Source organism: Acerihabitans sp. (assembly GCF_036398755.1).
Taxonomy (GTDB): domain Bacteria; phylum Pseudomonadota; class Gammaproteobacteria; order Enterobacterales; family Enterobacteriaceae; genus Acerihabitans.
In genome coordinates, this window is the sequence record NZ_DASWOM010000074.1 from 1 (window position 1) to 21,552 (window position 21,552).

The 21,552-nt window shown below is 58.3% G+C and carries 18 protein-coding genes; 7 read left to right on the forward strand and 11 right to left on the reverse strand.

All coding sequences use genetic code 11. From position 1 onward, the window contains the following. Nucleotides 1-754: 754 nt before the first annotated feature. Both VGC33_RS12005 and ompX read right to left on the reverse strand, forming a co-directional pair. On the reverse strand, nucleotides 755-2,350 hold the full coding sequence (locus tag VGC33_RS12005) for an ABC-F family ATPase (protein ID WP_331120991.1): 1,596 nt from the start codon (nucleotides 2,348-2,350) through the stop codon (nucleotides 755-757). Between the two features lie 717 nt (nucleotides 2,351-3,067). Further along, entirely contained in the window at nucleotides 3,068-3,586 is a 519-nt protein-coding gene (gene ompX / locus VGC33_RS12010; RefSeq protein WP_331120992.1) for an outer membrane protein OmpX, read from the reverse strand. Nucleotides 3,587-4,281: 695 nt separating this feature from the next. On the opposite strand from ompX, the gene dps reads away from it, so the two are divergent. From dps to VGC33_RS12030, 4 genes are all read left to right on the forward strand, one after another. Further along, nucleotides 4,282-4,788, forward strand: coding sequence for a DNA starvation/stationary phase protection protein Dps (dps, locus tag VGC33_RS12015; protein WP_331121008.1), 507 nt, complete (start codon nucleotides 4,282-4,284; stop codon nucleotides 4,786-4,788). Between the two features lie 172 nt (nucleotides 4,789-4,960). Beyond that, nucleotides 4,961-5,227, forward strand: coding sequence for a DksA/TraR family C4-type zinc finger protein (locus VGC33_RS12020; RefSeq protein WP_331120993.1), 267 nt, complete (start codon nucleotides 4,961-4,963; stop codon nucleotides 5,225-5,227). Nucleotides 5,228-5,307: 80 nt separating this feature from the next. Beyond that, nucleotides 5,308-5,952 (forward strand): flavin reductase family protein, encoded by a 645-nt coding sequence (locus tag VGC33_RS12025; RefSeq protein ID WP_331120994.1) that lies wholly within the window; start codon nucleotides 5,308-5,310, stop codon nucleotides 5,950-5,952. 147 nt (nucleotides 5,953-6,099) lie between these two features. After that, nucleotides 6,100-6,339, forward strand: a complete 240-nt coding sequence (locus VGC33_RS12030; RefSeq protein ID WP_331120995.1) for a hypothetical protein — start codon at nucleotides 6,100-6,102, stop codon at nucleotides 6,337-6,339. A gap of 26 nt (nucleotides 6,340-6,365) precedes the next feature. On the opposite strand, the gene VGC33_RS12035 is transcribed toward VGC33_RS12030, so the two are convergent. Together VGC33_RS12035 and ybiB are read right to left on the reverse strand one after the other, a co-directional pair. After that, complete coding sequence (locus tag VGC33_RS12035; protein WP_331120996.1) at nucleotides 6,366-8,219, reverse strand: M3 family metallopeptidase; 1,854 nt, start codon at nucleotides 8,217-8,219, stop codon at nucleotides 6,366-6,368. Nucleotides 8,220-8,304: 85 nt separating this feature from the next. Further along, the gene (gene ybiB / locus VGC33_RS12040) at nucleotides 8,305-9,285 is read right to left on the reverse strand and encodes a DNA-binding protein YbiB (protein ID WP_331120997.1); all 981 of its coding nucleotides are present in this window, start codon (nucleotides 9,283-9,285) and stop codon (nucleotides 8,305-8,307) included. A 319-nt stretch (nucleotides 9,286-9,604) separates the two neighbouring features. Between ybiB and VGC33_RS12045 the strand changes: the two genes are divergently transcribed. After that, nucleotides 9,605-10,474, forward strand: a complete 870-nt coding sequence (locus tag VGC33_RS12045) for a hypothetical protein (protein WP_331120998.1) — start codon at nucleotides 9,605-9,607, stop codon at nucleotides 10,472-10,474. A gap of 31 nt (nucleotides 10,475-10,505) precedes the next feature. On the opposite strand, the gene dinG is transcribed toward VGC33_RS12045, so the two are convergent. Then, nucleotides 10,506-12,647, reverse strand: coding sequence for an ATP-dependent DNA helicase DinG (gene dinG / locus VGC33_RS12050; RefSeq protein ID WP_331120999.1), 2,142 nt, complete (start codon nucleotides 12,645-12,647; stop codon nucleotides 10,506-10,508). Nucleotides 12,648-12,820: 173 nt separating this feature from the next. Here dinG and VGC33_RS12055 point away from each other — a divergent pair, with 173 nt between their 5' ends. Then, complete coding sequence (locus tag VGC33_RS12055) at nucleotides 12,821-12,925, forward strand: YohO family small membrane protein (protein ID WP_331121000.1); 105 nt, start codon at nucleotides 12,821-12,823, stop codon at nucleotides 12,923-12,925. Between the two features lie 15 nt (nucleotides 12,926-12,940). Here the strand turns inward: VGC33_RS12055 and VGC33_RS12060 are convergent, their stop codons facing one another. From VGC33_RS12060 to bglX, 6 genes are all read right to left on the reverse strand, one after another. After that, nucleotides 12,941-13,672, reverse strand: a complete 732-nt coding sequence (locus tag VGC33_RS12060; protein ID WP_331121001.1) for an ABC transporter permease — start codon at nucleotides 13,670-13,672, stop codon at nucleotides 12,941-12,943. Between the two features lies 1 nt (nucleotide 13,673). Beyond that, on the reverse strand, nucleotides 13,674-14,615 hold the full coding sequence (locus VGC33_RS12065) for an ABC transporter ATP-binding protein (protein WP_331121002.1): 942 nt from the start codon (nucleotides 14,613-14,615) through the stop codon (nucleotides 13,674-13,676). Then, nucleotides 14,612-15,766 (reverse strand): ABC transporter permease, encoded by a 1,155-nt coding sequence (locus tag VGC33_RS12070; RefSeq protein ID WP_331121003.1) that lies wholly within the window; start codon nucleotides 15,764-15,766, stop codon nucleotides 14,612-14,614. The genes VGC33_RS12065 and VGC33_RS12070 overlap by 4 nt, the downstream gene beginning before the upstream one ends. A gap of 27 nt (nucleotides 15,767-15,793) precedes the next feature. Next, the gene (osmF, locus tag VGC33_RS12075; protein ID WP_331121004.1) at nucleotides 15,794-16,726 is read right to left on the reverse strand and encodes a glycine betaine ABC transporter substrate-binding protein OsmF; all 933 of its coding nucleotides are present in this window, start codon (nucleotides 16,724-16,726) and stop codon (nucleotides 15,794-15,796) included. 186 nt (nucleotides 16,727-16,912) lie between these two features. After that, complete coding sequence (gene idi / locus VGC33_RS12080; RefSeq protein WP_331121005.1) at nucleotides 16,913-17,455, reverse strand: isopentenyl-diphosphate Delta-isomerase; 543 nt, start codon at nucleotides 17,453-17,455, stop codon at nucleotides 16,913-16,915. A 126-nt stretch (nucleotides 17,456-17,581) separates the two neighbouring features. After that, nucleotides 17,582-19,873, reverse strand: a complete 2,292-nt coding sequence (gene bglX, locus VGC33_RS12085; protein WP_331121006.1) for a beta-glucosidase BglX — start codon at nucleotides 19,871-19,873, stop codon at nucleotides 17,582-17,584. 281 nt (nucleotides 19,874-20,154) lie between these two features. Here bglX and dld point away from each other — a divergent pair. Next, nucleotides 20,155-21,552 (forward strand): D-lactate dehydrogenase (dld, locus tag VGC33_RS12090; protein WP_331121007.1); only part of this gene is annotated, 1,398 nt, incomplete at its 3' end.

The window sequence follows — 21,552 nt, forward strand, 5'->3', positions numbered from 1 at the left end:
TCCCGACTTTTGGACCGCACGGGACGCGCTCCCGGCGCGACCCTTAGCTTGAGCCGCTCCCGGCGGCTCATCCAGCCGGGCTTTGTGCCGCCAGCGCACTCTATGCCGGGACAACGTCAACACCATCGTCTGCAACCCAAAAGCCGTCTTTATGTTATGGCAATATTTGAATGCCGGAAATTTGAATGCCGGGATTTGAATGCTGGAAATTTGAACGCCGGGATTTGAATGCTGGAAATTTGAACGCCGTGGATAAGGTAGCGGCCTTGGGGCCGGCATGGAGCGCGCTGACGGCGCCGGTTCCGCCGGCACGAGCCGCAGGACGCGGCGAGAGGCCCGTTCGCGCCGGGAGCGCGTACGGGACGGTGCCAAAGGCGGAAACCGGCGCCGGAAGGCACCGCTTGCGGCGTGCGATCTGCCGGGAGCGCGGGGTCAAGGGGATGGCGCGACTGCCATCCCCTTGTCGCTTGCCGGCACCCGGCATAACATAAAAATGGCCAGTAGCTGGCAAGCGAAATTGTCGCCTAGCGCTCAAATAACATCCACCAAGCAAAATCCTCGCCACGCGCCCAGACACCCCACCAGCAAGCAAAATCCTCGCCACGCGCTCACAGCCCCCACTCGCCAAACAAACGCCCCGCCGCGCCGTCGGCGATAAACACGTAAAACGGAGTGTGCGGCGATGCGATGGAAAAATAAAACGGCCCCGGATACCCAGGGCCGATAAAGGAAACGGCGAACAAGCGTTGCGGGCTTAGTTCAGTCCCTGGCTGCGCAGGTAATCTTCATAGTTACCGCTGAAATCGATCGCTTTTTCCGGCGTCAATTCCAGGATGCGCGTCGCCAGCGAGCTGACGAACTCGCGGTCGTGCGAGACAAAAACCAGCGTCCCCTGGTACAGCTCCAGCGCCGAGTTCAGCGACTCGATGGACTCCATATCCAGATGGTTAGTCGGTTCGTCCATCAGCAGGATATTGGGTTTCTCCATCATCAGCTTGCCGAACATCATGCGGCCCTTTTCGCCGCCGGATAATACGCTGACCGGCTTATTGATATCGTCCTGGCTGAACAGCAAACGGCCAAGAATGCTGCGCACCGCCTGTTCGTCGTCGCTGGGTTGCTTCCACTGGCTCATCCAGTCAAACACGTTAATATTTTCGGTGAACTCGCTGGAATGATCCTGGGCGTAATAACCGATACTGACGTTTTCGGACCATTTGATGGTGCCGCCCACCGGCGGCAGTTCGCCCACCAGGCTTTTCAGCAAAGTGGTCTTGCCGATACCGTTGGGACCGAGCACCGCCATCTTCTCGCCCACCTCCAGCATCAGATTTATTTTACTGAACAGAGGCGGCTGGCCGTCATAACCCTGGGTCAATTGCTGCACTTCCAGGGCGTTGCGGAATAATTTTTTATCCTGTTCAAAGCGGATAAACGGATTCTGGCGGCTGGAGGCTTTTACCTCGTCCAATTTTATCTTTTCAATCTGGCGGGCGCGGGATGTCGCCTGGCGCGATTTGGACGCATTGGCGCTAAAGCGGCTGACGAAGGACTGCAATTCGGCAATCTGCGCCTTTTTCTTGGCGTTGCCGGACATCAGCTGTTCGCGCGCCTGGGTAGAGGCGGTCATATAATCGTCGTAGTTGCCCGGGTAGATGCGCAGTTCGCCGTAATCCAGATCCGCCATATGGGTACAGACCATATTCAGGAAATGCCGGTCATGGGAGATAATCACCATGGTGCTGTTGCGCTCGTTCAATACCTGTTCCAGCCAGCGGATGGTATTGATATCCAGGTTATTGGTCGGTTCGTCCAGCAGCAGGATCTCCGGATTGGCGAACAGCGCCTGCGCCAGCAGCACGCGCAGTTTCCAGCCCGGCGCCACTTCGCTCATCGGGCCGTAATGCTGCTCCAGGGGAATACCGACGCCCAACAGGAGTTCGCCCGCGCGCGCCTCGGCGGTATAGCCGTCCATTTCTCCGTACAGAACTTCCAGATCGGCGACCCGATAGCCCTGTTGCTCGCTCATCTCGGCCATGGCGTAAATGGCGTCGCGCTCCTCTTTTACCGCCCACAGCTCGGCATGGCCCATGATGACGGTATCAAGCACAGTATATTGTTCAAATGCGAACTGATCCTGGCGCAGCTTGCCCAGACGTTCATTGGGATCGAGGCTGACATGGCCGCCGCTGGGCACTAAATCGTCCCCGAGGATTTTCATCAGGGTGGATTTACCGCAGCCGTTGGCGCCAATCAGGCCGTAGCGATTGCCGCCGCCGAATTTAACGGAAATATTTTCGAATAGCGGTTTGCTACCGAATTGCATGGTGATGTTGTTACAGATTAGCAAAAGGAGGTACTCTTCATTAAAAACGTGACATTGTCCACATTATGCCACAGTCCGCTGCTAAAATGCTCTCTCTGTATGCACGCAAGATTGTAAGGATAAAAAGTCCGGCTCTGCCCAGGGCCGTCAGGCGGCATAGCGCCGCCGCCGATGTTCGATGTTGAGAGGATATCCCGCGGCGCCGGCGGTTCTGATGCCTGCCTGTTGCGCATTCACCCAGTGGGTTTCGGCGGGGTTATTTTGTATATTGTCATGCCGGCGTCATCAATAAGTATTAATTCCGTCACAGAGTCAGGGTATAAACGATATAGGCCAATCAGGGAATATACAGGCCTGGCCATCCGCCGGCGTGATCGAGATAATCGAGCCATCGATAAGATTAAATACTGTGCCGGCCCAAAAACGACGCCAGGAATATTCAGAAAATTCATATAATCACAATAAATACAAATGTGATAATAATTACTTTACTTATATATTTATCCTGGGCCGGAAATAAGGCAAGCATGTAATAAAACGCGGCCGGCTCGTCACAAAGATTTACCCGCGGTTTCACGCCGAAGGGGTTAGCCGAACCGGATAAGGTTTTGGTGAGGGCGTAAAGGCAAGGGAACGGGCAAATAAAAAAAAAGCATGGCTGAAACGCTCAGCCATGCCTATCATCTTACCGCCGGACGGGTTAACCGGTAAAAACCGGCGACGTCCGGCCGCAGGGGGAAATCAGAAGCGGTAGCCGACGCCCGCGATCCAGGTGCCAACGTCTACGCTGCGGATGCGGCTTTGTTCGTAGGAAACGTCAAGCGCGACGTTTTCCATCGGGTTGAACTGCAAGCCCGCGCCGTAAGCCACGCCAACGTCGCTGGTGCGGTTGGTGTTGCTGCCGTCCTGCGCGTTGTTAGTGAATTGGCCAACGCCCATACCCACGACGCCATATACGCTGGACCAGTCGTTGATACGGAATGCCGGACCGGCGGTGATGCCATAGTACTGGCCTTTCTTGTAGTCACCCTGTTCAGCCCGGTTTTTTTCCAGGTAGGTGAAAGAGCTAATCATGCTCCAAGGCGAGGTATCGTCCATTTCGTAACGGTACTTCAGGTTAAAACCCGATGCCTTGTTGATGACGCCCTGCATATCACCCTGGGCATAACCCGCGGTAACGGTGCTTTCGCCCGCCGTTGCCGAACCTGCCGTTACTGCCAGTACACAAGCTAACGCTGAAAGACATGCAATTTTGTTCATAACCACCTCAAATGTGAATTTACGTCCTAACCATGAAAATATAACAAAAAGTAGCACGAAACTCTGCTTAATAAATGTTGTCCAAGTAAACGTATCGTGTAACATAAGTTTTCAAGGCTATCTATCCTATTCATTTTACTTATGTTTTGTGCTTTGTGTCACATATCGTACTTTACGTATCCTTACAACATATCCAGATTAATCCGAATGGAATGACTAAAAAATAGACCACGAAACCGAAATGCGCCTGATTTTTTTTTCATAAGACATGTCGCTGCTCTCATATTATCTGCTTATAAAAACCGCTTGTAATATTTAATTAGGTTCTTTCGGCACTATCACGACAATATGGAACACTAAATGCATCCCCTTTTGCAGCCGTTCCGCTTGATTTTTAATGCGGGCCGCCTGCGGCTCTGTGCTGAGCCACATAATTTTTGCTATAATAATTATTAGAGGCATTAATTTAAATGAAAACCATTTGTATTACCAATGCGCAACAACATGCTGCTGTTGTGAAACTGTCGGATTACAATGGCCGATGTCTTTTATCCTGATAAGCTGTTTAATGCGTTCAGCGGTGGCGACACTGAAAGGTATCGGCGATATGAGCGATAGGATGCAGGATTGCGAAACGCTGTTATACTTTATGCCTGAACGAAATTAATAATGATCAATTAAGAGGATGATTAATGATGAGTACCGCTAAACTGGTTAAAACGAAATCTTCCGAACTCATTTATACGCGTAACGATCTTGAAGAGTCAGTAAAGCTCTCCAGTATCGCGCTGCTTAACCGCCTGGTCATCGAGTATGTCGACCTGGCGCTTATCACCAAGCAAGCCCACTGGAACATGCGTGGCGCGAATTTTATCGCGGTACACGAGATGCTGGATGGTTTTCGCACCGTGATTCAGGATCATCAGGATACCATTGCCGAACGTGTGGTCCAACTGGGCGGCGTCGCCTTGGGCACCGTGCAGGTGACCAACGACAAAACTCCGCTGACCAGCTATCCGACCAATATCCATAGCGTTCAGGATCATCTGAAAGCCCTGGCGGACCGTTATGGCGTGGTGGCGAACGATACCCGCAAGGCTATTTCCGAAGCGGAAGACGACGAAGATACCGCTGATATCTTTACCGCCGCCTCGCGCGATCTGGATAAATTCCTGTGGTTTATCGAATCCAATATCGAATAATGCCTGAGCGCCGCCGGCTGACCCGCGCGCGCAAGAGCATGAATACCGGAACAAGCGGTAATAAGCAGTAAAGCATAAACACACAATGTAATAAAAAGCTGGCGGCGCAGGTTGCCGGCTTTTTGGTTTTTACCTCGTCTTAGCGGACCGGCTCAACGGGAGGACCCATTCCATGGCAAGCGGCTGGGCGCCGGAAGGCGCCGTACAAGATCAAATCGACTCCACCATCAACGACGCCGTGCAACGGGCGCGCCGTTCCCTGCTGAAAGGGGAAAGCGCGGAGCATTGCCAGGAGTGCGGCGAACCTATAGCGCAGGCGCGGCGCGAGGCGTTGCCGGGGGTGCGGCTCTGCGTGCAATGCCAGTCCGCGCAGGATAAAAAACAACAGGCCCACGGCGGTTATAACCGTCGGGGCAGTAAAGACAGCCAGTTGCGCTAAGCGCCCACCCCGAATCACCCTTCCGACGCGCGCCGCCGGCGATTGCCGTCGCCATAAACCTTGATGTGGTTGGAGAAACCATGAGTTCATCATCCGTTCATTATTATGAGCCGCGCCATGGGCACGGTTTGCCGCACGATCCGTTCAATGCCATTATCGGTCCGCGCCCCATCGGCTGGATTGCCTCGGTCAATTTGCAAGGGCAGCGCAACCTGGCGCCGTATAGCTTTTTCAACGGCTTTAACTACCATCCGCCGATTATCGGTTTTTGCAGCGTCGGCTGGAAGGATAGCGTGGCCAATATTACCGCCACCGGCGAATTTGTCTGGAACCTGGCGACCCGCGAACTGGCCGACGCGATGAATACCAGCTCGGCCTCGCTGCCCGCCGGCCAGGACGAATTCAGCTTTGCCGGTCTGACGCCCATTCAGGGCACGCGCGTTGCCGCGCATCGGGTGGCCGAGAGCCCGGTAAATTTTGAATGCAAGCTCACCCAGTGCGTCCGGCTGCTTGATGCCCAGGGCGGATTGATCGACAGCTGGCTGGTATTGGGCGAAGTGGTCGCGGTACATATCGATAAAAAATTGCTTGATGAGAAGGGCGTGTACCAAACCGCCGCCGCGCATCCCATCCTGCGCGCCGGAGGGCCGAGCGCGTATTATGGTATCTCGGATGAACAGCGCTTTGATAAAATTCGCCCCGACGATCGGCCAAAAGACGGCTAGCCTGTCGCCGAAGGCGAAAGCCGGCGACGGATTTCATGACCGCCCATCAATTTTTTTGATGCTTTATATCAATAATCACGGCTGTAAAATCCAGCCAACAAGCGTAGTATAAGCATCCGATATGATACTATTTACAGCGTGATTATTATGAAACACAGCTTTTTTGCCCGCCTGTTCTTCGCCCCCGCCGTTGTCTTCGCCCTTAGCGCCACAGCCTTTGCGCAACCGACCTACCGGCTGCAGGATATGCCGCGCAATCCGCGCGCGGACAGCGCCTGTATCGGTAAAACCACCGCCACCACCGCCGGCGGCTGCCCGCGTCAGGTTTTGTCACCCGAAAAAAACCAGGCTATCGAAGGCTACAGCCCGGTTTATCATAAAGACTGATCGTCGCGGTTTTCCCTCGCGTCACATTAATACCGCCGGCGAATCGCCTCGGCGAACTCCCGGTACATTTGCTCATCGCCATGCTCATTGGATGCCAGTACCCGCTCGCCGTCGATAACGGTGATGGCGGCGTCGAGAGAAAAATCGGCGGCCGGCTGCGGCCGCGCCAATCCCCGCGCGATGGTTTCCTGCGCCTGACGCCAGGCCTGCGCCACCGTCTGGTTGCAGGCCGCCGCCAGATAGTCTGGATTGAACCCTTCTCCGGTCAGGCTCCTGAGGGTGTCGTCATGGGTGACGCTATTGCCCGGTAGCCAGTAATGGGCGGCGAGGTCAGGCCCGATGGCCGGATTATCCGTCAGGTACCCATCGCGTTTAAGGAAATACTGCCGGGTTTGCTCCACGGCCATCAGCGCCAGCAGATATCCCTGATAGGAACAGGCGGACTCCTGCGACAGCAGATGGGGAATGGCCATCGTCGGCCGCGGGCTGCCCGCGATACCCAGAATGCGCTGTTCTGTTTCCCGCGCCAGCCGCGTAATGGCTTCAGGCGTCAGTTGCTCATCGTCCCATTGATACAGCGTCCATTCAAAGTAGGGTACCAGCAGGATATGCCGCTCGTTAAAGGCGCGCATCGGCTGGCGCGCGGCTATGGCGGCCTGGATCAGCCCATCCGGCGGCGGTTCGCCGTTGCCGTTCAGGGCATAGCGTTTCAGCCAGTCGGCGTCGTCCAGCAGGCTGTCGCAAAACATGGACTGCGTTTCGGCATACGCCATGGAGGTGGGCGGAAACTCTTGGGAAAAACACGGGGCATTCTGGCGGATATTGGCGAAATGCGCCGCATGGCCACCCTCGTGAAACAGGGTGTTGATGCCGCTGATGCCGCTGCCGACCTGATCCGGTTTGGCCAGGCTGGTAAAGTTGATGCGCGCCGCAACCCACTCGCCCTGCTGCCGGAACGGCGGCACCGGCCCATGCATAAAGCCGTTTTCGTATTTGTCCTTACGCACCAGCAGATCGAGCTGCAAACGGGCGCCGTTAAAGCCGATATGCAAACGTTTAAAACTGTCTGCCCAGCGTCCCAGGGATTCGGCAAACGGCAAATAGGGGTCAAGTTGGCGGGTCACGTCGCCGGCGGTGCTGAAGCGGATATTCCAGGGTTCCAGCGCGTCCGCGCCCTTGTCCGCCGCCAGTTGCCGCAGGCTGCGCAAGTTGCCCTCCCGCGTCGCCTGCTCGAAAGGGTCCAGGATGGCAAACAGCTGTTCGGGCGTCATCTGTTCGGTTTTGTTGACCTTGTAGTCAAAATAATTGCGATAACCCATCTGACGGGCGAAGCGGTTGCGCAGGCGCACCAGCGCCGGGAAGCCGTTCTGCAGCAGCCACTGTTCCAGCTCGCGCAGCGCCAGCTGCGAGCTTTGCCGCGCCGCCTCCTCGCGGTTATTGGCCTGGTTGGTCATCAGTTCGCCCAACGAGGCCGGAACCCGCTCGCCTTTATCATTGATATGGGTCAGCGCCAGGGTTTTGCGCCGGGCGTAAAGGTCGTTCTCCGCGGCGATAATATCATCCATCAGGCCCTGCGCCTTGGCATCCTCTATTACATTACAGTCGAAAAAGCGTGCCCAGCCGCGCAGCCCATGCAGGGTGTCGTCACGCTCGCGGCTTTGCGGCGCCCGTTCCAGCGCGCCGATATGGCGGCGGATCTCCCCAGGGCGCGCGGGCGCCGCGATAAATCGTTTATACGCCTGTTCCGCCGCGGCGAATCGGCTGGAGACATCAGCGCCGCCGATGGCCATATAATGTTGCCAGAACAGATCTTCCTTGGTCTGGTGAACCGCCAGGTAATCGCGGTTAAGGGCGTTAAAATACGCCACTGCCTGTTGCATATCGTCTCCCGATAAAATGTCGTTTATTCACCGCCGCCCTGATTCGGGCGACAATGGCTTGATTGTTCCACGCCCCGGGCCGCGGTCAGCCGTGGGGTATCGTCGCATCAACGGCCGTCAGCGCCTGGTCAAACGCGGCGGCCTGGCCGGTGGCAAGTAAAATGGCCGCCAATTGCAGTCGGATGGCCTCAGGCAAGGCAAATTCGCCGCGCAGACAGGCTTCGGTCCAACGGGCGGTGGTCAGCGCGTCGCGCCCGCCCGGCAGGTTTTCCAGCGGCGGCAGCGGATGCGCCAGCGGGTCCAGTAATAATTGCTGTTGCCCCTGATGCAGGGCATAGATTTTAGCCAGCCGCTGCGGATTGGCGTAAGTCTCGCCCTCGGTGCCGTTCATCAATAGGCCGCTGCTGTTGATGGCGTTGAAAAAGGCGGCGATGCGCGTGATATATTCCGGATGCGATACGCTGCACAGGCGCCAGTGCATATGATGATGGAACGGGGTCGCCAGTTTGGCCAGGGTATGGGCGCTGTTGCGTACCCCCATGCGCCAGCGCAACTGTAACTGGGCGTCCAGCGCCGGGCACAGATGGCGGATCGGGATAAACACCGGCGCGCGCGCCAGCACCAGCGCGCCCTGCGCCGACAGCGCGGTGTCATGCCAGGCCACGCCCAATTCACGGAAAATTTCCGCGCTGGTGACCCGACCCGGATCCTCGGTAACGCCGTGTACCACTACCGGCAAGCCGAGGCGCGTCAGCGCCATCGCCAGCAGCGGCGTCAGGTTGGCCTGCTTGCGAGCGCCGTTATAGCTGGGAATAACCACCGGCGGCGGCATATCGGCCGGCGCCTGCAGCGCCATGACCCGTGCCTGCATCGCCTCGTAAAACCCCAGCATCTCCTGTTCGGCCTCGCCTTTGATGCGAAAGGCAATCAACAGCCCGCCGAGTTCCAGCTCCGGTACCTCCCCGGCCAGTATGGCGCGGTAGAGTTCAACGGCCGTTGGCCGGTCCAGGTTGCGGGCATGGTTTTTGCCCCGCCCGACTTCTTTAATCACCTTGCTATAATCCATATCCAATCGTCGCCAACCTCGAGGAAAAGTTCAAAATCTACCGTCCGTCGCCCGCGCGCGGATGTCTCCCTCCACCATACCTTTCCTTAGGGCGCTAATAAAGTACTGTGGGTAAAGAAGTCTGGTGCCCCGGCTGGTGAATATTTGACATTCTTTACAGGTTTTTTAATAACTAAACCAAAAGCGATGTTCTTTTTGAGTGAACTTGTAGATAACGCTCAATGAAGGGTAAATGCCTAGAATGGCCGGTAAATGCGTGATATAAAAAATTCTGTATTTTAAACCGCTCTCTATTATTAGCTATCATCAGGAAAGCATTATGCATATAACTGGCAATAATCCATCAGTATATACAAAAATTACATCATGGACCTCGAGCCAGCTTAAAATCAGGACAAACATATTAACGACCCTGATAAAAAAACTGGCTAATATCAGGAATAATTCCGCTAGAGCTTCAGCAAAAACCATGGAGTGCGAGGAAAATCATGGCGCCGAAGTTGAAACCAGCGATGGCGCGGCCATGCCGTCTTTCCGGGACAGCGGCGGTCCATTGCCCGACCGGGGGTTTATGTCTTTTATGCGCGCCCTCGCCGGTTTTAATGGCAAACGTTATGACCTTGTTTTTGCACAAAAAAATAATACTGACATGACCGAAGGATCGACGCTAAAAAAATACTCCTCTCTGGAAGTATTACATGACCAGCCGGTAGAGCTTGAGGTCTATATTAGCCAAATCGCGAAGGCCGTGGTTAAGGACATGGCATCGGGTTTGTTGAATCGAAAACAAGATAAGCTCGCCTGGCAAATGCAAGAATTCGAGGTTTATCTTCCAGCGCGGATTAATAGAACCATTGATCAGGTCATGACCGCCCGAGGCATGGAAAATAAGCCGATTGATCACACCGCGACGTTTAAACGGGATATTATCCAGCAGGCCATGGCTGAAACGGGTATTTGGCATAAATATGCCCATATCGCCCGCGTCGAAAATGCTTCCGCAACGTCCACCGTGGCGTTGGTAAGGCAGCATATGGATAACCGGCAGATGAATTGCCTGGAACTTATTCAACCTATCGCCGACCGGGTTTATGAAACGCTGTTTAATTGCCCGGGGTATGTGGAACAGGTCACCCAGGCGGCGCGACAAGCCATTGCGCAGAAGCTGGAAAATGAAAGCCATGCCTGAATAGGCGGCCATCGCGCCGCCCGGCGAGGTATCACCCCTTGGCCGCGATATTACCGGACTTGGCCCCGGCCGGCGCGGGCATCGCCGGCTGCTCGATGGGAAAGACCGGCAGCGCCGCCAGCAGGCGCGCGCCATAGGATTTGGTCATAAGGCGCCGGTCATAGATAACGATTTCGCCGGTGCATTCATGGCTGCGGATAAGCCGCCCCACCTGCTGGATCAGGTTAAACGAGGCGCTCGGCAGGCTTTGCACCTCAAACGGGTGCCGCTTCTGGCTCTTCAGCCATTCGCCTTCAGTCAGGATCACCGGACTGTCGATGGGGGGGAAGGCGATTTTATGAATATGCACCTGGGTCAGCAGTTCGCCCTTCAGATCCAGCCCCTCGGCAAAGGACTGAAGACCCATCAATACGCTGGTCTTGCCCTGGTCGACCCGCCGGCGGTGTTCCTCGATTAACCGATAGCGCGGCTGGTCGCCCTGCACCAGCAGTTGCAGCCGCAGATCGGCGACATGGGTCAGGAAAAGCTGCATCGCCCGGTGGCTGGCAAACAGGACCAGCATGCCCCGATGGGCGCCGGCGGCCAGCTGGGCGCGAAAAAACGCGGCCATTTCAGCCAGATGTTCGCCTTCCCGTGCCATCACCGGCTCGTTGCGCATTTGCGGGATCACCAGTTTGCCCTGATGGCGATGGTCGAACGGCGACCCGAGGGCGACAAACCGATCCCCGGCCCGCTCGTCCAATCCCGACAGCTCCTGCAGGCGGGCAAAGCTATTAAGCGAACGCAGGGTGGCCGAGGTCACCACCGCATGGGGGATCTTCGACCAGAGCAGCTTTTCCAACTGATCGCTGACCCGGATGCCGACGCAGTGCAGGAAAAGGTGTGCGCCGCTTTCGGACATTTCACGGGTCAGCCATTTGGAAATCGGCGCATTGGACGCTTTATCGCGCGCCGCCAGCTTCCATAAACGGCTGGTGGTTTCCCAGTAACCCAGAGTGCGGCTGGTGTGCAGCAGCGCCTGGTGCAGGCGCACGATATCCTGCTTGCCGGTCTTCTCGCTCAAATCGTTAAGCAGAAACTCGGTCAGCATACGCAGCGCGTCGGTGAGCTTGAACAACCGCGCGGCCAGCTCGCCCATGGCGGCGGGCAACAGGCCCATTTCAAAACGAAAGTCCCCCGCCACGCTGTCCCTGGGCAGGAACGAGGCGGCCTGTTGTTCAAACAGCGCCGCCAGTTCCTGTATTTCGGCGCAATGGTTCTTCAGACGTTCGGCGCCGCTGAGCAGGGGCGGTTTGGCCGGCTTGAACTGCGCCAGGGTCTGTTCGGTCTGGCGCATAAACAGTTCCAGCTGATGGGCGATGAAACCGGCGGTGATTTCGCCGCTCATCTCCAGCGCATCCCGCGCCACGTCGGGCAAATGATGCCCCTCGTCAAGCACCAGCAGCATATGCTTGGGATTGGGCAGTACCGATTCGCTGTCCAGCGCCGCCATCACCAGCGCATGGTTGGCCACCACCACATCGGCGCTTTCAATTTCCTTGCGGGCGATAAAAAACGGACACTCGCGGAAATAATGGCAATTACGTCCGAGACAGTTCGCTTTATCGGTGCTGAGTTTGCCCCACAGCGCGTCGCCCACCGACTTGGGATAATGATCGCGCAGGCCATCCCAGGCAAAGCGGTCCAGGTCCCGCTGCATATGGCCGCACAACGTGCGTTCTTTACCCTCCGCGGGCGCCATGCCGTCGTCGAGGAACAGCTTCAGGTCGCCCTGGAATACGCTGTCCGCGGCCAATGCCGCCAGGTTGCGCGGGCAGACATACCGCCTGCGGCCGAAGGCGGCGGTAAATTTTAAATCCGGGATCAGTTTTTTCAGCAGCGGCAGGTCTTTGCTGAAAATCTGGTCCTGCAGCGCCACGTTGGCGGTGCTGACCACCAGGGGTTTCTCCTCGGCGCGGCCGATGGCGATGCCGGGGATCAGGTAAGACAGGGTTTTGCCCACGCCGGTGGGCGCCTCAATCACCAGATGACGTTCGATTTCCCCGGACAGCGCTTTCGCCACTTCGGCAATCATCTGGCGCTGCGGCGTGCGGGAAATAAAATCCGGGATATGTTTTTGCAGCGCTTTATACCAATCATGGATTTGCGCCTTGGTTGCGACCGACAGGGGCATGAACCTATATCTTCTCAAGAGAGTAAGGGCGTATTGTCCCACAGACCGGCCCCGGCGTCAGCCTTATGCTGTATATATCTTCAGTTACCCGCGGGATCTGGAATCGACGTTCAGCCTTTCGTCACCGGCGCGCAGCGCTTATAATGCAATGAATCGCGGACTTAAGGAAAGGTATGAATCTTATCAAAGCGGGCGTGTTCGGCCTGATCTCACTGTGCGTTCTCGGCGCCATCGGCGGCGTGATGCTGGCCGGGTATATCGTTATCGTCCATAGCTGAGAACCGCTCAGCGCATTATCCATGGTGGAAACAGCGCAGCCAGCGTTCGAACAGCATATCGCTTATCACCGCCAGCAAGGCCACCAGCAGCGCGCCCTGCAGGATATAAGCGGTATTGAAACCGCTCAGGCCGATGATGATGGGTGAACCGAGGGTTTTGGCGCCGACGGTAGAGGCGATGGCGGCGGTGCCGATGTTGATAATCACCGACGTGCGGATGCCGCTGATGATAACCGGCGCGGCCAGCGGCAGTTCCACCCGCGTCAATATCTGCCAGCGGCTCATGCCGGCGCCGGTGGCGGTTTCCAGGATAGAGGCCGGCACCGTTTCGATACCGGTAATAGTCCCCTGCACGATCGGCAACAGGCCATAGAGCACCAGCGCGATAATGGCAGGCTGCTCGCTGAACCCCATTACCGGCACCGCGACGGCCAGCACCGCCACCGGCGGGAAGGTCTGGCCGACCGCGACGATGGTTTCCACCAGCGAGCGGAACTCGCGACCGGCCGCCCGCGTCACGCCGATACCCGCGCCGACGCCGATCCCCACGGCGATAAGGCTTGAGAACACGACCAGCTGCACATGGGCCCAGGCCAGGGACGCAAAGCTATCCTGCAGATAGACCGGACGATCCAGCGCCGGGAACAGCTGTGAGAACAGCCAGTCCAGCCGGGTCATGCCGAACATCAGCGCCAGCAATAGCAGCACGCACCATAGCAGCGGATCGGTAATTATCCGGCGCGCCATGCTATTCCTCCTCCCCCGACGGCTTGACCAGATCGCGGAAATGCAGCACCCCAAGCGATGCGCCCAGCTCATCCACCACCGGCAGCAGTTCGGTCTGGCGGGAAACGAATTCCGACAAGGCCTCGCGTAGGGTCATGGCGGCGGCGATCGGTTTGCCGGCCAGCCGCTCCCCTTTGCGCGCATGGCTGCCCGCCGCGCCCAGCGCCAGTAATTTTATGCCGATATCGCTGCGGCCAAAAAAATCGCGCACAAACGCGTTGGCGGGCAACGTCAGCAGATGGCGCGGCGTGCCCTGCTGTATCACCTGCCCCTGGTCGAGCAGGACAATACGATCCGCCAGCGCCAGCGCCTCGTCGATATCATGGGTCACCAGCACCACCGTGCGGCCGGACAGTTGGTGAATACGGGCAATTTCCACCTGCAGCGAGGCGCGGGTCACCGGATCGAGCGCGCCGAAAGGCTCGTCCATCAGCAGCACCTCAGGATCGGCGGCCAGGGCGCGCGCCACGCCGACCCGCTGCTGCTGCCCGCCTGAAAGCTGGTGGGGGTAACGGCCGCGAAACTGCGCCGCGTCCAGATGCAGCAGTTCCAACAATTCGGTGACGCGATCGCGTATTTTAGCCTTCGGCCACTTCAGCAGTTGCGGCACGGTGGCGATATTCTGCTCCACCGTCCAATGGGGGAACAGGCCGATGGATTGAATGGCGTAGCCCATGCGACGGCGCAGCTCCTGCGGCTTAAAACTGTGGATTTCATCGCCGGCGAACAAAATCTTGCCCTGATCATGTTCGATTAACCGGTTGATCATTTTAAGCGTGGTGGACTTGCCCGAACCGGAGGTGCCGATCAGCACGGTAAACTCGCCTTCGGCAATATTCAGATTCAGGTCTTCCACCGCCGGTTTGCCGTGGAAAATTTTACTGACGTGTTGAAATTGAATCATTGGCGTACCGTCTCAAGAAACGAGATGATCAGTTTAAACAAAGTGTCCACCAGCACCGCCAGCGCAATAGCCGGGATCACCCCAAGCAACACCAGTTCCAGCGCGCTGCTGAGCAGGCCCTGGAACATCAGCGCGCCGAACCCGCCGGCGCCGATCAGGGCGGCAATCATGCCCATGCCGACGGTCTGTACGGCGATAATACGGATGCCCGAGAGGATCACCGGCAGCGCCAAGGGTATCTGGATGCGGCGAAATATCTGCCCTCGGGTCATGCCCATGCCCAGCGCGGTCTCTATCACGTCAGCGGGCACCTGCGCCAGCCCGGCGTTAACGCTGCGCACCAGCGGCAGCAGCGCATACAGCACCAGGGCAATCAACGCCGGCGCCAGGCCAATGCCGCCTATCCCCGCATCGCGCAGCCACGGCCAGGCGGCGGCCATGCCGCTGAGCGGCGCAATCAGCAGACCGAACAGGGCGATGGCCGGTATCGTCTGGATGATATTCAGGGTGGAAAACAGCGCCGGCCGCCAGCGCGCCGAGCGATGACACAGCAGCCCCAGCGGAATGCCGATGACGACGGCCGGCACCAGGGTGCCGAACAGCAGGGTCAGATGCTCCCCCAGCGCCTGTTGGAAAATATCGCGGCGGTTGGCATATTCGATGAATAATGACAGCCGATCCAGCCGTCCCGACAGGATAAGCAACACCGGCGGCAGCCAGATTTGTCCGTTGGCCGCGACCCGCAGCGTTTGACTGGCGGTCGCGCGGCCGATAGCGTCGGCGGCGATAAGCAGGCACAGGGCGGTCAGCAGCCAGAAGCCGCTGCCGAATGACGTGCGCGCCAGTTGCCCGCCCTGCGTGGACAAGTGGCTGGCCGTCTCTCCGGCCAGCGCCGCCAGGCAAAAGAATCCCCCTTCCGCCAGCAGCATGACCAGTAGCTGGACGCGGCGCGAGGGCGCGGCAAAACTCAGCGCAACCAGCGCGGCAACCGGCGCCAGCAGCAGCAACCGTACACCGCTCAACAGCGTGGGCAGCCCGATGCCCTGGCCGGACATCAGGCGGTTCGGCGCATAGTTGACAAACGGCAGCACGACGCCCGCCGCTATCGCCAACAGCGACAGGGTCAGCAGGACGCGGTTTTTAACCACCAAGGGCGGCTCTCCCCTGCGCCGGGCGGGTCAGGATTTGATAAACCCTTTTTGCTTAAGGTAGTCCGCCGCCACCTTGCTGGCATTTTGTCCTTCCACCGCTATGGCGGCATTAAGCTTTTGCAGCGTCTGGGTATCCAGCGAGGCGAATACCGGCTTTAGCCAGGCGGCGATATCCGGATGCTGTTTCAACACCGCTTCGCGCACGATAGGCGCCGGCGCATAAATCGGCTGGACGCCCTGGGGATCGGCCAGGGTATGCAACCCGAGCGCGGCCACCGGTCCGTCGGTACCGTAAGCCATGGCGGCATTGACGCCGGAAGTCTGTTCGGCGGCGGCCTTCAGGGTCACCGCGGTGTCGCCGCCGGCCAGCGACAACAGCTGATCCTGCTGCAGTTTAAAGTCATAGGTTTTTTCAAACGCGGGCAGCGCGTCGGGGCGCTCGATAAATTCCGCCGAGGCGGCCAGCTTGAACTTGCCGCCCTCCTTAAGGTAGCGGCTCAAATCGGCCAGGGAATTAATATTCTTGTCTTTCGCCAAATCCTCGCGGATGGCGATGGTCCAGGTATTATTGGCCGGCGCCGGATCCAGCCAGACAATATGGTTTTTATCATAATCGAGTTTTTTGACTTTCTGGTACCCCGCGTTGGCATCCTTCCAGGCGGGATCTTTTTCGTCGCTGAAGAAAAAAGCGCCGTTGCCGGTATATTCGGGATAGATATCTATTTCGCCGGCGGTAATGGCCCCGCGCAGCACCTGGGTGGTGCCCAGCTGGGATTTATTGATGGTTTTCACATTATGGGAAGACAATACCTGCACAATAATATTGCCCAGCAACGAGCCCTCGGTGTCGATCTTTGAACCCACCCGCACCGGCGAGTCGGCCGCCTGGGCGCCGGCGGTCATACCGAGCATGGCTGCGGCAAGGCACAGCGCTCGTCCGTGATGAAAAAAATTGGCCATGATTTTCATTCCCCTCAGAGGTGTTGGTAAAATATCCGCATGGGTTAAACGGATATTATGTTCTTGGAAGAATAGTTCAAATCAAAATTTATTCATTAAAAAAGAAAGCATAAGCATAGATCTGAAAGTGGGGGACGGGGTCACGGCGATGGGTTCGCCGGCGCCGACAACGCGGGCAGGCTCCGCTTAACCCGCCCGTTCCAACCGCATGAATTCGGCCGCATGCGCGGGAATGGCGGACAACGTCAGTTTAAACCACGGGGTGTAGCGCGCCGGACGCGCCTTGATATCCGCCTGCACCGCCGGCAGCGGCAGATAGCGCCAGGCCATGGCTTCATCGGGATTAAGCACCGGCGCCTGATCGCTGATGCCGAAAAAGACATGGTCGAATTCGTGTTCAATCAGGCCGTTGGCCAGCGGCAGGCGGTATTGCAGCGAGAACGCCGGCGTCAGGGCGCAGCGCAGGCCCATCTCCTCATACAGGCGCCGCCGGGCGGCGCCCTGGGTTTCTTCGTGAGGCATCGGATGCCCGCAACAGGTGTTGCTCCATAATCCGCCGCTGTGATATTTGGCGGCGGCGCGCTGCTGAAGCAGCAGCTCACCCTGCGGATTAAAGAGATATACCGTCACCGCCCGATGCAACAGTCCCTCGCGATGCGCCTGGAGCTTTTCCATCCGGCCCACGCAGCCATCGCGCTCATTGACCAGGACTACTTCGGTAAACGCCATGCTGTTGTCTCAATAACCGCCGTAAACACTATTCTATCGGTCGCGCGACTATAAATCTGTGTAATGGCGATGAATAAACGTTAGGCATGGGCATTTTTTGCAAGAAAGCATGTCCGCGACCACGGGTTAGCGCAGGGTAAACCGCGCGGTTTTGACCCTGGCCGAATCCAGCCCCACCATCACGTCGAAATCACCCGGCTCGGCGACGAACTGCATTTGCTGATTATAAAATTTCAGCGCGGCGGCATCCAGTTTGAACGTCACCGTCTGCGACTCGCCGGCCTTGAGGAACACTTGCCGGAAGCCTTTCAACTCCTTCACCGGACGGCTTTGCGACGCCGCGATGTCATGCACGTAGAGCTGGGCCACGGTAGCGCCGTCGCGCTGGCCGGTGTTGGTCAGGGTCACGCTGACATCAATGCTGCCGTCGCGGCCAAGCTGATTGCCTGACAGCACCGGCGTCGAAACGTCAAAGGTGGTGTAGCTCAGGCCGAAACCAAACGGATAAAGCGGACCGTTGGCCTCGTCATAATAATGCGAGGTGTATTTGTCCGGTTTATCCGCGTTATACGGCCGGCCGGTGGGCAGATGATTATAATACGTCGGGATCTGGCCCACCGAGCGGGGAAAGGACATCGGCAATTTGCCGGACGGGTTATAATCGCCGAACAGCACATCGGCGATGGCGTTGCCGCCTTCGGTGCCGCTGAACCAGGTTTCCAGCATGGCGTCCGCCTGCTGATCCTCGCGCACCAGCGCCAGCGGACGGCCGTTCATCAGCACCAGCACCAACGGCTTGCCGGTGGCTTTCAGCGCGTCGATAAGCGCGCGCTGGCTGTCCGGAATGGTGATATTGGTCCGGCTGGACGCCTCGTGGGCCATGCCCTGGGATTCGCCTACCGCCGCGATCACCACGTCGGCCCCGCGGGCGGCCTTGACCGCTTCGTCAATCATCGACTGCGGCGCGCGCGCATCGTTTTTCACCGCTTGGTCGTAGGAATTGAGGTAAGCCAGCATATCCTTGTGGTCGGTAATATTGGCGCCCCTGGCATACACCACCGTGGCTTTATCGCCCACGGCGTTGCGTATGCCCTGCAGCAAAGTGACGGTCTGCTCGGGACGTCCGGCGGCGGACCAACTGCCCATGATATCCCGCCGGCTGTCCGCAAGCGGCCCCACCACGGCGATCGTGCCCTGCTTTTTCAGCGGCAGGGTTTGCAAGCGGTTTTTCAGTAATACCAGGCTCTGCCGCGCCACCTGGCGGGCGGCGTCGCGGTGCAGCCGGCTTTCGGCATTGGTGTCCTGCGGATCGCTGCCCACCGGCCCCAAATGGCTGTAGGGATCGCGAAACAGGCCCATATCATATTTGACATTGAGCACATGCCGTACCGCTTCGTCGATTTCCTGTTCGCTGACGCCGCCGCTTTTAACCAACTGCGGCAGGTAGCGGATAAAATACTCATCGCTCATGCTCATATTGATGCCGGCGTTCAGGGCGATTTTTACCGCCTCGATCGGCGTGCTGGCGACGCCGTGTTTAATCAGTTCCTTGATGGCGCCATGGTCGCTGATGGTAATGCCGGTAAAGTGCCATTGCTTACGCAGGATATCCTTCAACAGCCACGCATCGGCGGTGGCGGGCACGCCGTTGACCGTGTTAAGCGCCACCATCACCCCGCCGCTGCCGGCGTCCAAAGCTGCCTTATACGGCGGCATATAGTCCTGGAACATCCGCTGCGGGCTCATATCGACGGTATTATAGTCACGCCCCCCCTCCACCGCGCCATACAGGGCGAAATGTTTCACCGAGGTCATCAGCGCATGGCGATCGCCCGGATTCTTGCCCTGGATCGACTGCACCAGCGTGCGGCCGATTTCCGAGGTCAGGAACGTGTCCTCGCCCAGCCCTTCGGAAACCCGGCCCCAGCGCGGATCGCGCGTGACGTCCACCATCGGCGCCCAGGTCATGTTCAGCCCGTCCTCGCTGCCCTCGTAGGCGGCGATGCGCCCGCTGACGGCCACCGCGTCGAGATTCCAGCTGGAGGCCAGGCCCAGGCTGATGGGGAATATGGTGCGCTGGCCATGGACGATATCATAGGCGAAAAACAGCGGTATTTTCAGCCTGGGCAGTTGCATGGCCTGATCCTGCATCTGGCGGATATCCTGCCGGGTCACCGTATTGAAGATGGCGCCGACCTGGCCGTTTTTAATCATCTCGCGAATAGCCTGCTTTGGATTATCCGGCCCAACGCTGATAAGCCTCAGCTGGCCGATTTTCTCCTGCAGGGTCATTTTTTGCAGCAGCGCGTTGACATAGGCGTCGCGGGGCAAATCAGGAGAAGGAAGCTGGGTATCGTCCGCCAGGGCGGGTTGAAGCGTTAATGCCGCAAGAAGGCTCAGTGAACACAGCCATTTCATATCGTTGTTCTCATACTCGCGAAAGCGAACCGGGCCGGACGCCCGGGTCGGATGTTCTGGTTAGATGCCCTGGGGCAACGCAGCGCTCATTATAGACGATCGCGAACATTATTGAGTATGTTCATTTATTGAAAGCGCCGGCTTTCATTAAGTTCCCATCGGCAGGGATCCCGGCGTATATTCATAGACCGGACCAGCCGGTACCGGTGCATCCTCACCGGGGCATTCCGCTCGCCCCGGCAGATAAAATCCGTATGCTTCTCAGAGAAAGGGATCGCGTGATGTCGCACAATTCGCCTTACTTGTCACATGCGTTTTTAGCACAGCTCGCCGCCATCGTCGGCGGCCGCAATGTCCTGACCGACAGCCGCCGGACCCAGCGCTATTGCAAGGGGTTCCGCTCTGGGAGCGGACCGGCGTTGGCGGTGGTGCTGCCTGATTCGTTGCTGTCGCTGTGGCGGGTGCTGCAGGCCTGCGTGGCCGCCGACAAAGTGATCATCATGCAGGCGGCCAATACCGGCCTGACCGAGGGTTCTACCCCCAACGGCGCGGACTACGATCGCGAAGTGGTGGTGATAAGCACCCGGCGCCTGGACGGCGTGCAGTTAATCGACGAGGGGCGGCAGGCGGTGGCCCTGGCGGGCAGTACGCTTTACCAGTTGGAAAAAGCGCTCAAGCCCCTGAAACGGGAACCGCATTCGGTAATCGGCTCCTCTTGCCTGGGCGCGTCGGTAATCGGCGGCATTTGCAACAATTCCGGCGGCTCGCTGGTCAAACGCGGCCCGGCCTACACCGAGATGGCGCTGTTTGCCCAACTGGACCGGGACGGCCGGCTGCAGTTGGTCAATCACCTGGGCATCGACTTGGGCGCCACGCCGGAACAGATGCTGACCCGTCTGGAAAACCAGCAATATTCCGCGCTTGACGTTCATCCCGCCGGCCATGCCTGCTCGGATCACGATTACGCCGCGCGGGTGCGCCAGGTGGATGCCGACACTCCGTCGCGGTTTAACGCCGACCGGCGCCGGTTGTTCGAGGCCTCGGGCAGCGCGGGCAAGCTGGCGGTATTCGCGGTGCGCCTCGATACCTTCCCCGCCGAGGAGCGCCAGCAGGTCTTTTATATCGGCACCAACGACCCGGGGGTATTAACCCGGCTGCGGCGCGACGTCCTGTCCGGTTTTACTCACCTGCCGGTGGCGGGCGAGTATATGCATCGCGACTGTTACGATATCAGCGCCACCTATGGCAAAGACACCTTTATCATGATCAACCGGCTCGGCACCGACCGTATGCCGTGGTTGTTCCAGCTGAAGGGACGTATCGACGCCACGCTGAACGCCCAGGCATGGCTGCCGCCGCAGCTCAGCGATCGCTTCCTGCAGTTGGCGAGCCGTCTGTGGCCGCGGCATTTGCCGCCGCGCATGCAGGCTTTCCGCGATCGCTTCGAACACCATCTGCTGTTGAAAATGTCCGGCGACGGCATAAACGAGGCCGACGCGTACCTGAAGGATTTTTTCGCCCGGGAGGCGGGGGAGTATTTCGCCTGCACCGCGGATGAGGGCGGCAAGGCCTTTTTGCACCGGTTTGCCGCCGCCGGGGCCGCGGTGCGTTACCACGCGGTACACAGCAATGACGTGGAGGACATCCTGGCGCTGGATATTGCCCTGCCGCGCAATGAC